Below are 14,102 nucleotides of genomic sequence, written 5' to 3'. Positions count from 1 at the left end.
GTTGTGCGGGAAAAGAAAACCCCTGCCGGAGAACCGGCAGGGGTAGTCGCACACTCGGGGTAGAAACGGGCGGACTAGCGGCGCCAGCTGATCCCGAAGAGATAGGTGGAGCCGTACTGCTGGAAGTCCTTCACCTGACGCGGATCGTCGCTGTTGCCCGTGACGAATTCCTCGTCTGTGAGGTTGTTGCCCTGCAGGTAGACAGACACACCGTCGAAGCGGCCGCCGGCGAATTCATAGCCGATCTGGGCGTCGACCACCGATTCCGCAAACACGTCGCGGAATTCGCGGCCGGCACCGAAGCCGGTGACTTCACCCAGGAATTCGGACCGCCAGCGATTTGAGACACGCGCTTCGAACCCGCCATTCTCGTAATAGAGCGTGACATTGCCGACGCGTTCGGACAGGCCCGGGATGGAGATGATATTGCCCGGCTGCGGTTCGATCTCGCTGTCCGTGTAGGAATAGCTGGCCAGCATGCCGAAGCCTTCCAGCGCCGGAGCGATGGTTTCGCCTGGCAGGTTGAAGGCGAATTCGATGCCCTGCAGCCAGCCGCCATCGGAATTCGTCGGACCCGAAGAGGTGCCGATCAGGGCGTCGGGATTGGCCGCCGCATAGCCGGCACCGTAGAGGTCTTCAAGCGCCGCAACGCCCGTCTGGCCCCAGTCCACGGCCACGGTCGTGGAACCATCGACCCACTGGTCGATGTCCTTGTGGAAGGCTGCCAGCGAGACATAGCCGCCGCCGTCGGCGAAGTAGTGTTCGAGCGACACGTCGAAGGAGTTGGCCATGTAGGGCTGAAGGCGCGGATTGCCCCCGCCGGTGCCCAGGCAGACCCGGCCGGCTTCGAGATCGTAGCCGACGAGACCCGCGGCCGTGCAGACTGCGGTGTTGACGCCTCCCTGCTGCGAAGCGCGCAGCTCGTCCATGCGGGCGCGCATCATGGTGCGCGCCGCGCCAAGGCGGAGGAAGGTGTTTTCGGCGATTTCGAAGGAGAAGTTCGCGCTGGGCAGGACTTCAGTGTACTCGTCGCCGTCCGTGTAGGTTCCCAGCTGCACATTGCCGATGCTCACCGGACCGGTCGAGGACTGGTCGGTGGAGACAACCTGCACGCCGAAATTGCCGCGCACGGGCACGTCGCCGATCCGGCTGTTCACATTGGCCTGGACATAGGCCGTCAGCACGGTCTCGTTCACCGACCAGCGCTTGGCGGTCACGTCGCCATGGTCCAGGGCCACCAGATCGTAGATGCCGGCATTGACCAGGGCGGCCGGATCGTAGCTGACCATGCCGGGAATGCCCAGGAAGCCGAGCTGGGTCGGTTCCAGCACATACTGGCTGGGGATCGCCATGTGCGTGGCCGACGGATCGCTGAGGAAGAGGAAGTGCTCGATGGAATCCTTCGACTTGTCGCGTTCCGAGTAGTAGAGACCGCCCTCGATGGAGGAGATCCAGGAATCGGTGAAATCGCGTTCGGCGCTGAGGCGGAAGGCCGTCAGCTCGTCTTCCGTCTGCGGCAGCTTGCGGAAGCCGACCTGGCCGCCGGTGTGAACGCCGGTCGGGTCGGAGCCCCAGCCTTGCGGGCTGGTCAGAACGACCTGGCCGGGATCGGCGTAATTTACCGACGGGCTGAAGATGAAGGTTTGACCGTCAAGGGCAAAGCCCAGCGTGTCGGGCGTGCCGTAGCCGTAAACATTGGCAACACCGGAATAGGTTTCCAGATCCTGGTCGGTGCGCTCGACCGAGGAGTAGCTGAGATCGGCCTCCACGGTCCACAGGTCGTTGATGTGGAACTGGTGGTTGATGCCGAAGGAGTAGATGTCGGCTTCGCGCGTGCGGATGTCGTTGCGCATGACGCCGATAACGCCGTCGAACGTGCCCTGCGTCACCAGCCCGTCTTCGATCGTGTAGCCCGGCTGCAGCGAGGCGGCCGACCAGGCCAGCGGGAATTCGATGCCGCGCAGGATGCCGTTGTCCTCGAAGTGCGAGTAGAAGGCATCGATCGTGGTGTGGTGCTGGGCGTTCGGTTCGAACTCCAGCGTGCCGACCAGGCCGATCCGCTCCAGCTCGTTGGATGCGACATAGGGCTTGGCGCCGCCGATAACGGCTTCCCCGCCGCCCGTCGTCGGATAGCCCCAGGCATCCCAGCGCTCTGCCTGGGTCGGCGAGGACTGTTGCGCAAAGCCCAGCGCCAGGCCGATCGTGTCATCGGCGAACTGGTCGATATAGAAGCCGGTCAGGCGATGGCCGCTGTCCGGCGAACCCGCATTCAGCGCGCCATACTCGTTCCACTCGTAGCGGGCGGACAGGGACACGGTCTGCTCGTCATGCGCGAGCGGGCGGACGGTGCGCAGGTCGGCGGTGCCCGCGAGGCCCTGGGCCGTGAGCTGGGCGTCCGGCGTCTTGTAGACGACGACCGAGCTGAGAAGTTCGGACGGATACTGGTCGAACTCGACACCACGATTGTCGCCGGCGGTCACCTGTTCGCGGCCGTTCAGCAGCGCGGTGGTGAAGTCCGGGCCGAGGCCGCGGACCGAGATGACCTGGGCGCGGCCGCGCAGCCGCTGGGCGGCCAGACCCGGCAGGCGGGCCAGAGATTCGGCGATCGAGTTGTCCGGCAGCTTGCCGATGTCTTCGGCGGAAATGGCTTCGACGATCGACGTGGATTCGCGCTTGGTCTCGATGGCGCTTTCGATCGCGGACCGGAAACCGGTGACGGTGATGACTTCCGTATCGTCCGTTTCGGCCTCGTCCTGGGCAGACGCGGCGCCGGACAGGGCCAGTGCCAGGGTGAGCGTGGACGCCGCGCTGGACATCAGCCAGCCACGACGGAACGTGGTGTGGTGTTTCATGACTTCCTCCCTCCGGGCATGACGATCTCACGCCGCCTGCCTCCTGAATGCAAATTAATGAAAATATGAGATGCGAGCAACTGGCAAGTTTGCGCTTTTGTCATGTTCTCTTCAGCTGATGCGTGAATGTAACACTTTTGATGCTGCGTGAAATGGCTTGCAATAGCGCCAAAACTCCGGCTCACTTGGAATTGACAAAATTGCGATGCCGCTGCAAAATTTTGCAAAACATAAATCGGATAATCTCCGCAAGTAATTGCGGTGGCTCGCATAATTCGCGAAAGGTCCAGGGAGGGCAGTGTGGATCTGACGGCGCAGTCTGAACGCGTATCGACGACCGGGCGTGACGGGGAATGGTGGCGCGGTGCGGTGATCTACCAGATCTATCCGCGCAGCTTCTTCGACTCCAATGGCGACGGTATCGGCGATCTGCCCGGTATTACTGCCCGGCTCGACTACGTCGCTTCGCTGGGTGTGGATGCGATCTGGCTGTCGCCCTTCTTCACCTCTCCCATGCGCGACTTCGGTTATGACGTGTCGGACTATCGCGGCGTCGACCCCATTTTCGGCACGCTGGAGGATTTCGACGCACTCATGGACAGGGCCCATGCGCTGGGGCTGAAAGTGCTGATCGACCAGGTCTATGCCCACACCTCCGACGAGCATGCCTGGTTTCTCGAAAGCCGGTCGAGCCGGTCCAACGCCAAGGCGGACTGGTATGTCTGGGCGGATGCCAAGCCGGATGGATCGCCGCCATCCAACTGGCAGTCCGTGTTCACCGGTCCGGCCTGGACCTGGGATGCGCGCCGCGGTCAGTACTACATGCACAATTTCCTGCCGTCCCAGCCCCAGCTGAATGTCCACAACGGCGAGGTCCAGGAGGCGCTGCTGGATACGGTCCGCTTCTGGTTCGACCGCGGGGTCGACGGGATGCGGCTCGATGCTGTCAATTTCATGATGCACGACCCGGCCCTGACGGATAATCCGCCGGTCCGGGACGGGGTCGGCCGGCGCACCCGGCCCTTCGATTTCCAGCACCACTACTACAACCAGTCACATGCCGACATTCCGGCGTTTCTGGAGCGAATACGGGCGCTGACCGACAGTTATGAGGGCCGGTTCCTGGTCGCTGAAGTCGGTGGCGAACAGGCGCAGGACGAGATGAAGGTCTACACCCGGCCGCCCGCGCGGCTGCACTCGGCCTATGGCTTTCTCTATCTCTATGCCGAGGCGTTGCGCGCAGATCTGGTGCGCGAGGCGGTTGCCCTGTGGCCCGACGACGAGCGCACGGGCTGGCCCTCCTGGACCTTTTCCAATCACGACGCGCCGCGGGCGGTTTCGCGCTGGGCCGATGAGGAGATGCGCAAACCTTTCGCCGATATGGCGCTTTTGCTGCTGCTGGCGATGCGCGGCAATGTCATTCTCTATCAGGGCGAAGAACTGGGCCTGCCCCAGGCCGTGGTCCCGTTCGAGCGGCTGCAGGATCCCGAGGCCATCGCCAACTGGCCGCAGACGCTGGGGCGCGATGGCGCGCGCACGCCGATCCCGTGGAAACGATCGGCGGCGCATGGCGGTTTTTCCGCGGCCGAGCCCTGGCTCCCGGTCGACGCCCGGCATTTCGATCTGGCCGTCGATGCCCAGGAGAACGATCCCGAGTCCACGCTAAACCACGCCCGGCGCCTGGTGCGCCTGCGCGAGGCGCATCCCGTCCTGCGTACCGGCGACATGGCGGTGCGCGAGGGCGGAGATCCGGAAGTCCTCGTGTTCGAGCGCGGCCGTGGCGATGAAGCGCTGTTGTGCGTCTTCAATCTCGCGCCTGAAGCGAAGGCCTGGACCCTGCCTGCCGGCTGGCGCGTGATCGACCAGGTCAATCTTACAGGGGCTGACAAGGGCTTGCCGCCCTATGCCGGCCTGATCGCGAAACGGGGTTGAGGGGTGCCGCTCTGGGCTATCCCCCGCAGCTTTCGCGCACGACGAGGTCCGTGGCCAGGCGTTCCGAGCGGCGGGCCTGGGGGCCCCTGAAATCCAGCAGTTTCGACAGCATCAGGCGGCCCGCCGACACCATGTCCTGGTCGATGGTGGACAGGGACGGGTTGGAGTAGCGGGAAAAGGAAATATTGTCATAGCCGACGACGGAGACGTCGCCCGGCACCGACAGGCCGGCATGCTGGAGGGCGCGGATCGCCCCCAGGGCCAGAACATCGCTTGCGGCCACGATGCCGTCGAAGGCAACGCCGTTCTTCACGAGCGCATCGACAGAGGCTTCCGCGGACTCGATGTCGAAATGCGAAGGAATGACCAGGTCGTCGTCGACTGTCAGGCCGTCCGCCTCCAGCGCGTCGCGATAGCCCCGATAGCGCTGCATCACTTCGGGGGCTTCGGACTGGCCCAGAAAGGCGATCTTGTTGCGCCCGAGCCGGGCCAGGTGGCGGGCGGCGCGTTCGCCGCCGCGCACATTGTCACTGCCGATGGAGCAATAGCGCTGTTCGGGCAGCTCCGCCCCCCAGACCACAAAGCGCTTTTCCGTCTCCGCCAGCTTGTTGAAGGCGCCGTGCAGCGTGCTCTGGCCGACGAAGATGACGCCTTCGGCGCGATGCGTCGTCACGGCCATCTGCAGGTCTTCATAGGATGCGGGGGCGACATGGGAGATGTGGACATCGCAATCGCGTTCGCGCGCGGCGTCGCCGACCCCCGCCAGGAGTTCGAAAAAGAAGGGGTCGGACAGGCGAGCGCCCCGGCCCTGCGGGTGGGGCACGACAATGGAGATGGTCGCCTTCGCGCCGATCGGGCCGGCCGGCATGTGACGGCGGAAGGGATAGTCCATCTCGCGCGCCAGCTTCCAGATCGCCTGCTTGGTGCGCATATTGACGGACGGGCTGTCATTGAGTGCGCGCGAGGCTGTCGAGACGGACACGCCGGCGCGCTTGGCCAGATCTTCCAGTCGAGTTGTTTTCTTCGCCACCGTGCCGATTGTCCCCTTGTTTCGAGAGGGTTAGGAATGCCTGCAGGCCTCGCGCGTGGCAAGTCCATGCTCTGTCAGCAATCTAGTGTCCCCCAATTTGCAGAAATTTGAAAGCGCCTGCCGAAAGACGGGCAAGCCGGTCCGCACCTTCTCGCCCGGCTCGATGCCGCCGTATAGCAGCAGATTACGAAGGTTGCGCCAGCATGATGAACTACGAAGCGCGCTCGACAGTTCGCCCGTCCTGGCCCACAATGTGAAAAAATATGAAAAGGGGAGGAGGGCATGCAGAAGCCTGCGCTCGGATTCTGGCAGATCTGGAATATCTCGTTCGGCTTTTTCGGGATCCAGATCGGATTTGCCCTGCAGAACACCAATGTCAGCCGCATCTTCCAGACCTTGGGCGCGCCCATCGAGACGCTGCCCCTGCTCTGGCTGGCCGCGCCGCTGACCGGTCTCCTGGTACAGCCTATCATCGGCTATTTCTCGGACCGGACCTGGACGGGGCTGGGGCGGCGCCGGCCCTATTTCCTCGCCGGGGCCATCCTCACGACGGCCGCCCTGCTGATCATGCCCAACTCGCCCGTGCTGTGGCTGGCGGCGATCATGCTGTGGCTGCTCGATGCCTCGATCAATATCTCGATGGAACCCTTCCGCGCCTTCGTCGGTGACATGCTGCCCAGCCGTCAGCGCACCCAGGGTTTTGCCATGCAGACCATTTTCATCGGCGCCGGGGCGACGGCGGCCTCGGCGGCGACCTGGGTCCTGTCCGACGTGTTCGGCGTGTCCAGCGTGGCGCCCGAGGGCATGGTTCCGGACAATGTGAAATACTCGTTCTATATCGGGGCGATAGCGCTTTTTCTCTCGGTCGGCTGGACGGTGCTGTTCTCGCGTGAATACACGCCAGAACAGCTGGCCGAATTCGACGAGGCCGAGAGAAAGACGATGGGCCTGCCACGCGAGGATGAGCGTCGGCCGCATTCGGCGCGGCGGTTCATGGGGTCGGGCGTGGGCTATCTGATCGCCGGTATCGTGGGATGCGTTGCCGTCTACCGTTTTGGCGGAGCGCAGGAACTTTATGTTCTGACGGGCGGCATTGCCGCGCTGGGCCTGGGCTTCATGCTGCATGCGGCGCTGAAATCCAACGGCAAGGCCGAGAATTTCTTCTCCCACGTGCTGGAGGACCTCACCACCATGCCGACCGTCATGCGGCGTCTGGCCTGGGTGCAGTTCTTCTCCTGGGCGGCACTGTTCATGATGTGGATCTACGCCACGCCCGCTGTGACGCAACACCACTACAATGCCACCGAAACCGCATCGCAAGCCTATGCCGACGGAGCCAATTGGGTGGGGCTGCTGTTTGCGACATACAATGCCATTGCGGCGATATATGCGCTTTTGCTGCCCTTCATGGCCAAGCGATTCAACCGCCGCGTCACTCACGCCATCAATCTCGCGATCGGTGCCGTCTCGCTGGCATCCTTCTACTTCGTCACGGACCCGGCCTGGCTGGCGGTGTCGATGGTGGGGGTCGGCATCGTCTGGGCCTCGATCCTGACCATGCCCTACGCGATCCTCTCCGACGCCCTGCCGGCCGACAAGATGGGGGTCTATATGGGGATCTTCAATTTCTTCATCGTGATCCCCCAGATCGTCGTCGGCAGCCTGATGGGCATCGCCCTGCGTTACCTCCTGGGCAATGAGCCGATCCACGCCTTCCTGGCAGCCGGCGTGTCACTGGGCCTGGCCGCCGTGGCGGTGATCTTCGTCCCCGGCCGCCGCATCGCCCCGGCCAAAGCGGAAATGGCAACCCCGGCCGAGTAGCGCGGAAATCTTTCCTCCCCATCGCCGGGTTGGGGAGTCGGGTCGCCGCGCGACTGCGCGGCCGAATGTCCGCGCCGGGCCCCTTCGGCCTCGCTCCGCTCGGCCAGTTCCCGGCGGCGTGGGGAAGAAAACCCGGTTCGTGCTGAATCCTATTCCGAAAAGCCCGCTCGGCAGACGATGAAGTCCAGCGGTGGAATCTCCACCGTGTAGCTGCCCGGTGCCCCGGCTGTTCCGGCGCACTCGCCCGACAGGCTTTCCCAGGTCAGCGACCGGCCGTCGACGGCGACATCGAGGCGCACGGCCTCGGTCTCGCCGTTGAAGGCGACGATGTATTCCTCGCCGGCTGCGGCATCGATCCGGCTCATCACCAGGGTCGATGTCTCGTGGCCGGCATGGCGCACGCGCTGGTGCCCGCGGCGCAGCGTGGTGTGCGACTGGCGCAGTTCGGCCATCTGCGCGATGGCGCGGTAGAGCGGGTGATCCGTGTCGAAATTCTCGTCCGCGGTTGTGGCATCGGTGCCCACAAGATCATTGTCGTTATATTCGTCGACCCGGCTTTCGAACATGTTTTCCCGGGCCTGCTGGTCGTGCCCGTCGGAGACGAAGCCCTGCTCGTCGCCGTAGTAGATCGTCGGCGTGCCGCGCGAGAAGAACATGATGGCGTTGGCCAGGCGCAGGCTGGCGAACATCTCGGCGTCGGACATGTTCGGATGCGCCTCGCGCAGGAAGCCGGAGAGCCGGCCCATATCGTGATTGCCCAGGAAGGTGGGCAGGACGTGAGCGCCGGTGGCATAGGCGCTGTCGGCATTGAACAGCGTGTCCAGGCTTTCACCGGGATTGCCGTCGACGATGAAGCCGCGCACTGCGCCCTGGAAGGCAAAGTCGAGAACGGCCGGCAATTGCGCCTCATTGGTGTAGCGCGCCAGCTGGGCCGGATCGAACATGTAGACCTCGCCGAACATGTGGAAATGCTCGATCCCCAGGCTTTGCGCATGCGCGCGCATTTCTGCGGAAAAGCGCTGCCAGAATTCCGGCTGGACATGGCGGGCGGTGTCGATGCGGAAACCGTCGACGCGGAATTCGCTGATCCAGTCCTTGTAGATCTCGATCATGCCCTCGAGCACGCGGGGATGTTCGGTATTGAGATCGTCCAGGCCGGAAAAATCGCCGTAGAGAGAGCTTTCGCCATACCAGAAGCTTTCGCCGCGATTGTGGTAGAGCGTCAGGTCGTTGAGCCATTCCGGGTGCAGCCGCGGAGCGTCTTCGGGGACGTATGGCGTATAGGCCCAGCGCGGATCGGTGAGGCGGGCATAATTCTCCGCCGTCTGGTTCTGCGGATCGTCGCCCAGGAAACCCTCGTTGATCGGCTCGCCGTCGATGTCGCCGCGTGTGCTCCAGGGATACTCGCCCTTGGTGCGATAGGGGCACGGGCCCTGCGGATCGATATAGTGATCCCAGGACGGGTCGTGGCATTCGCGATAGGCGATCACATCGGCGGTGTGATTGGTGATGATGTCCATATAGACACGCATGCCGCGGGCATGGGCCGCCTCGACGAAGGCACGGAAATCCTCGCGCTCGCCGAGATGGGCGTCGGGGCGGGTGAAGTCGGTGATCCAGTAGCCGTGATAGGCCGAGCTTTCCTGGCCCGGGCTGCCCTGTACCGCCTGGTTCTGGAAGATCGGGGTGAGCCAGATCGCGGTCGCGCCCAGGCCCTGGATGTAATCGAGGCGCCGGGTCAGTCCGGCCAGATCGCCGCCATGATAGAAGCCGCGATGGGCGGGATCGAAGCCGTGGTCCAGGCGATCGCCCTCGATACCGCCGGTATCGTTGGACGGGTCGCCGTTCTCGAACCGGTCGGGCATGACGAAGTAGATGATTTCGTCGCGCGGGCTGCGATCCTCCAGGTTCGCGATGGAAACCGGGTCCGCGCGCTCCTGCGCGCCCGCACAGGCGCTCAGCGTCAGGCTGGTTCCGGCCAGTAGCGCACTGGCAAATTTCGATATTTGCGATTTCATGATGAAACGTCTCCCCGCGTGAATTTGTCTGTTATTGCGACGATACACCCGACTTCATGTGCCCGGCAAGCAATCGTGATACGTCAGGAATTGCGAAAATTTGCAGGATATGGGCATGATGCGCAAAACAGATCCGGGAGGCTCTCATGTTCATGTCCGTTTCGCGCGTGGCACGCGCCGTCATGCCGGTTGTTGCGCTGGCCGTCACCGCGCCGCTTGCGGCGCAGGAGGCCGGGGAGGACCGGCACGCCATCGCCTCGCCCGACGGGCGTCTGGCAGTGGAATTCTGGAGTGCGGACGGGCTGCCGCGCTACCGGGTCACCTATGACGGCGAGGATGTGATTTCCGCGTCCGCGCTGGGCCTGCGTTTCGAGGTTGCCGGCAATCTCGACCGCGATCTGGAGATCGCCGGCGAGAGCCGGGACAGTCACCAGAGCACATGGGAACTGCCTTGGGGCGAGCGCCGCATCGTGCATGACGTGCACAACGAACTCCTGGTCTCCTACCGGCATGAAAGCGGCGATGGCCGCGGTTTCGACATTCGTGTGCGCGTTTTCGACGAGGGGCTGGGCTTTCGCTATGAAGTGCCCGTGCCGGACGGCGAGCACCGCGCCATCGTCGACGAGGTCACCTCCTTTGCCATGCCCCAGTACGCAACGGCCTGGTGGACCCAGGCGGCGGACTATAATCGCTATGAATACATCACCCGCACCACACCGCTGATCGAGGTGGAGACGGCGCACACGCCCTTCACCGCCCGCCTGCCCGGCGATGGTGTGCATGTGGCCATCCACGAGGCGGCGCTGGTGGACTATTCCGGCATGCGGCTGGACCAGCAGCGCGAGGGCGTGCTGACGGCCGAGCTGGCGCCCGGGCCCGACGGGGTGGCCGTGCACAAGGACGGGTCCTTCATCACGCCCTGGCGCACCATCCAGGTCGCCGAAGAGGCGGTAGGCCTGATCAATTCCGATCTCATCCTCAACCTGAACGAACCCAATGTCCTGGGCGACGTGTCCTGGGTGGAGCCGGGCAAATATGTCGGCATCTGGTGGGGCATGCATATCCGCACCATGACGTGGGGCTCGGGCCCGATCCACGGTGCCACCACCGAAAACGCCATCGAATACATCGACTTTGCTGCCGAGAACGGGTTCGACGGTGTACTGGTCGAGGGATGGAATCTTGGCTGGGACGGCGACTGGTTCAACAATGGCGCCATATTCTCGTTCACCCGGCCCTATCCCGATTTCGACATCGAGGCCGTCGCCGGGCATGCCCGCGACCGCGGCGTGCGCCTGATCGGCCATCACGAGACCTCGGGCCATCTGACCAACTACGAATCCCAGATGGAGGCCGCCTTCGACCTGTACGAACGCCTCGGTGTCACCCAGGTGAAGACCGGCTATGTCGCCGATGCGGGCGACCTGATCCGGATCGACGAAAACGGCGAGGAACGCCGCGAATGGCATTACGGCCAGTATGCCGTGAACCATCATATCCGCGTTCTGGAAGCTGCGGCCGAGCGCCATATCTCCATCAACACGCACGAACCGGTGAAGGATACCGGCCTGCGCCGCACCTATCCCAACTGGATCTCGCGCGAGGGCGCGCGCGGTCAGGAATTCAACGCCTGGGGCGTGCCGCCCAACCCGCCGGAACACATCGCCATGCTGGCCTTCACCCGTATGCTGGGCGGGCCAATGGACTTCACGCCGGGCATTTTCAACCTCACCTTCAACGGGCCGGACAGTCCCAACCGGGTCCAGACCACCCTGGCCAAGCAGCTGGCGCTTTATGTCGTCATCTACAGCCCGATCCAGATGGCGGCGGACCTGCCCGGGCATTATGCGATGAACCCGGAGGCCTTCCGGTTCATCCGCGACGTGCCCACCGACTGGGAGCACTCGATCGCGCTTCAGGGCGAGGTCGGCGATTTCGTCGTCACCGCCCGCCAGGAACGCGGCGGGGCCGACTGGTATCTCGGTGCCGTCACCGACGAAGAGGCGCGTGTGCTGGATGTGCCGCTGGACTTTCTCGAGGCCGGCCGGAGCTATCGCGCCGAGATCTATCGCGACGGCGAGGACGCCCACTGGCACGACAATCCCTATCCTGTGACAGTGGAAACGCGCGCGGTGACATCCGGCGATGTCCTCCATCTCGCGCTCGCCGCCGGCGGCGGCGTGGCTGTGCGGTTTGTGGCGGGTGAGGCGGAGTGATGGCGATGCGGCTTCCTGGATATATCATCGCCGCCCTGCTCCTGCTCAGCGCCTGTGTGCGGCAGGACGGGAGCCCTGACGACACGGTCGTGGCTCTGCCAGAGGCGGTCCGGCATGCCGTAACCATCGAAGTGACGGTTCCCGCCGGCAGCGGCCCTGTCTACCTTGCCGGCAACCTGCCGGAACTGGGGCCCTGGCGCGCCGACGGGCTGCCGATGACGGGCGGGGGTGAACAGCGTTCGGTCACCCTGGACATCCCCGCCGGCACGGCCTTCGAATACAAGGTGACGCTGGGCAGCTGGGACCGAGAAGGCGTTGCCGACGAGGGCGGAGTGCCGCGCAATTTCCGGCTTCTCGTCGAGGGTCCGCAAACTGTGACGCACCGGATTTCGCACTGGAAGCGACCGGCGGCCTACTACATCGAGAACTGGCAGTCCTCGGGCGTTCAGGGCCGGCTGGACTACTGGCTCGACGTCGAGTCGGCCCATCTTGGTCCGGCCCGCCATGTCGAGATATGGCTGCCTCCGGGTTATGAGAACAGCGATCGCCGCTATCCGGTCATCTACATGCATGACGGCCAGAACCTGTTCGATCCGCGCATTGCCAATACCGGCGTCGACTGGGGTGTGGACGAAGCGATCGTGCGCAGCGTCGAAGCGGGGCAGGCCCGGCCGGCCATCGTCGTCGGAATCTGGAGTGGGGAATTGCGCGGCCGGGAGTTATCGCCGTGGGATCTCGGCGGCAACTACGCCCGTTTCCTCATCGAAGAGCTGATGCCGCGCGTGAATGCCGGGTATCGCACGCTCACCGGGCCGGAAAACACAATGACCATGGGGTCGTCCATGGGCGGTCTGATCTCGTTCTACCTGGTGCGCGAGCATCCGGACGTGTTTGGCGCCTGCGGATGCATGTCCACGCACTTTCCCTTCAACGCCACCGACAATGCCCGGATGTCCGGGCGGCCCGTGCCGGACGGCGCGGACCCGCAGCGCCCCCTCATCCTGGACGTGATCGATGCGGGCGAGACCGTCCCGCCGGACACAAGGTTCTGGTTCGACTACGGCACGCAAACCCTCGATGCCGGCTACGAGCCGACCCATCTGGCCGTCCGTGACTGGCTGTTGTCGCAAGGACTTGCCGAGGGCACGGATTTCGTGGTCCGCCGCTATGACGGCGCGGCCCATAATGAAGCCTCCTGGCGGGCGCGGCTGGACGATCCGGTCGCCTTCCTGCTCGATCCGCAGGAGGGTTAGGGCACGCGCTGTCCGCGCGCCGCTTCGAGCACCTCATACCAGTCCTGCACGTCCATATCCGCAGCTGCACGCAGGCCGGTCACCTGGCTCTCCAGCCGCTCGATCCGGCCGGTGCCGAGAATGGGAATGGCGCCGGTGCGGCGGACCCAGGCCAGGGCCAGGGCACCGATATCGTTGATGTCATAACTGCCTGCAAGCCGGGTGAGCGTGTCGTGCACCCGCCGGCCGGCCGCGTCCTGCGGATCGAACAGGCGGCTGCCGCCCAGGGGCGACCAGGCCAGGATGGCCATGTTCCGGGCACGAGCCTGATCGATCGTGCCGTCGTCCAGCGCGGCCGTGTGCAGCGGTGAAAGCTCGATCTGGTTTGCCGCCAGGGGCTGCGCCGTGCGGATGGCCAGATTTTCCACCTGCCGGACCGAGAAATTGGACACGCCATAGGCGGCGATCTTGCCCTCGGCGCGCAGGGCGTCCAGCGCCCGGGCCGTCTCCTCGGCCTGCATCAGATAGTCCGGCCGGTGCAGAAGATAGAGATCGATCCGCTCGGCCGCCAGGCGTTTCAGCGAGGCTTCGGCCTGATGGCGAATATAGGCGGCATCGGCGCGGTAGTGATGCAGCCGCACGCCCGGCTGGCCCGCACTGGCAAAGCGCACGCCGCATTTGGTGACAAGGCGCAGGGCCTGGCGCTGGCCGGCTGTCAGGCGGGTGACGGCTTGGCCATGCAGGGCTTCCACGGCGCCATCGTCATAGATGTCGGCATGATCGATCCAGGCGATGGACAGATCGAGACAGGCGGCCAGCATGCGGGCAAACCCGTCCGCATTCTGCGTGTCTACACTTTGCCGGGCCCGCATGGCGCCCCAGATGGCATCGGTGTCTTGAAGTGCGCCCATGGGCGCAAACTAGCGAAGCCTGCCGCGAAGGCCAGAGCGTCCCCGCCGGTACAGCAGTGTCGATCCCTGCCGGTTTCTCGGATAAGGGAT

The 14,102-nt window shown here is 64.5% G+C and carries 8 protein-coding genes; 4 read left to right on the top strand and 4 right to left on the bottom strand.

All coding sequences use genetic code 11. From position 1 onward, the window contains the following. Positions 1–74 precede the first annotated feature (74 nt). Positions 75–2,852 (bottom strand): TonB-dependent receptor, encoded by a 2,778-nt coding sequence (locus Q1U94_RS09160; RefSeq protein WP_300543640.1) that lies wholly within the window; start codon positions 2,850–2,852, stop codon positions 75–77. A gap of 300 nt (positions 2,853–3,152) precedes the next feature. On the opposite strand from Q1U94_RS09160, the gene Q1U94_RS09155 reads away from it, so the two are divergent. Beyond that, on the top strand, positions 3,153–4,784 hold the full coding sequence (locus tag Q1U94_RS09155) for an alpha-glucosidase (protein WP_300543638.1): 1,632 nt from the start codon (positions 3,153–3,155) through the stop codon (positions 4,782–4,784). A 16-nt stretch (positions 4,785–4,800) separates the two neighbouring features. Here Q1U94_RS09155 and Q1U94_RS09150 read toward each other — a convergent pair whose 3' ends face one another. Continuing rightward, positions 4,801–5,814 carry a LacI family DNA-binding transcriptional regulator gene (locus Q1U94_RS09150; RefSeq protein ID WP_300543636.1) on the bottom strand — a complete coding sequence of 338 codons (1,014 nt, stop codon included), beginning with the start codon at positions 5,812–5,814 and terminating at the stop codon, positions 4,801–4,803. Between the two features lie 282 nt (positions 5,815–6,096). Between Q1U94_RS09150 and Q1U94_RS09145 the strand changes: the two genes are divergently transcribed. Further along, a complete protein-coding gene (locus Q1U94_RS09145) occupies positions 6,097–7,635 on the top strand; it encodes an MFS transporter (protein WP_300543634.1) in 1,539 nt (512 codons plus the stop codon). A gap of 149 nt (positions 7,636–7,784) precedes the next feature. Here Q1U94_RS09145 and Q1U94_RS09140 read toward each other — a convergent pair whose 3' ends face one another. Further along, positions 7,785–9,653 carry an alpha-amylase family glycosyl hydrolase gene (locus Q1U94_RS09140; protein ID WP_300543632.1) on the bottom strand — a complete coding sequence of 623 codons (1,869 nt, stop codon included), beginning with the start codon at positions 9,651–9,653 and terminating at the stop codon, positions 7,785–7,787. Positions 9,654–9,799: 146 nt separating this feature from the next. Between Q1U94_RS09140 and Q1U94_RS09135 the strand changes: the two genes are divergently transcribed. Then, positions 9,800–11,869, top strand: coding sequence for a glycoside hydrolase family 97 protein (locus tag Q1U94_RS09135; RefSeq protein ID WP_300543630.1), 2,070 nt, complete (start codon positions 9,800–9,802; stop codon positions 11,867–11,869). Between the two features lie 5 nt (positions 11,870–11,874). After that, the gene (locus Q1U94_RS09130) at positions 11,875–13,122 is read left to right on the top strand and encodes an alpha/beta hydrolase-fold protein (RefSeq protein ID WP_300543628.1); all 1,248 of its coding nucleotides are present in this window, start codon (positions 11,875–11,877) and stop codon (positions 13,120–13,122) included. On the opposite strand, the gene Q1U94_RS09125 is transcribed toward Q1U94_RS09130, so the two are convergent. Next, positions 13,119–14,012, bottom strand: a complete 894-nt coding sequence (locus Q1U94_RS09125; protein ID WP_300543624.1) for an aldo/keto reductase — start codon at positions 14,010–14,012, stop codon at positions 13,119–13,121. The genes Q1U94_RS09130 and Q1U94_RS09125 overlap by 4 nt on opposite strands. Positions 14,013–14,102: the final 90 nt, after the last annotated feature.

Origin of the sequence: Maricaulis sp., assembly GCF_030149515.1 — a bacterium.
Taxonomy (GTDB): domain Bacteria; phylum Pseudomonadota; class Alphaproteobacteria; order Caulobacterales; family Maricaulaceae; genus Maricaulis.
This window is presented reverse-complemented; position numbering and strand designations above follow the sequence as displayed.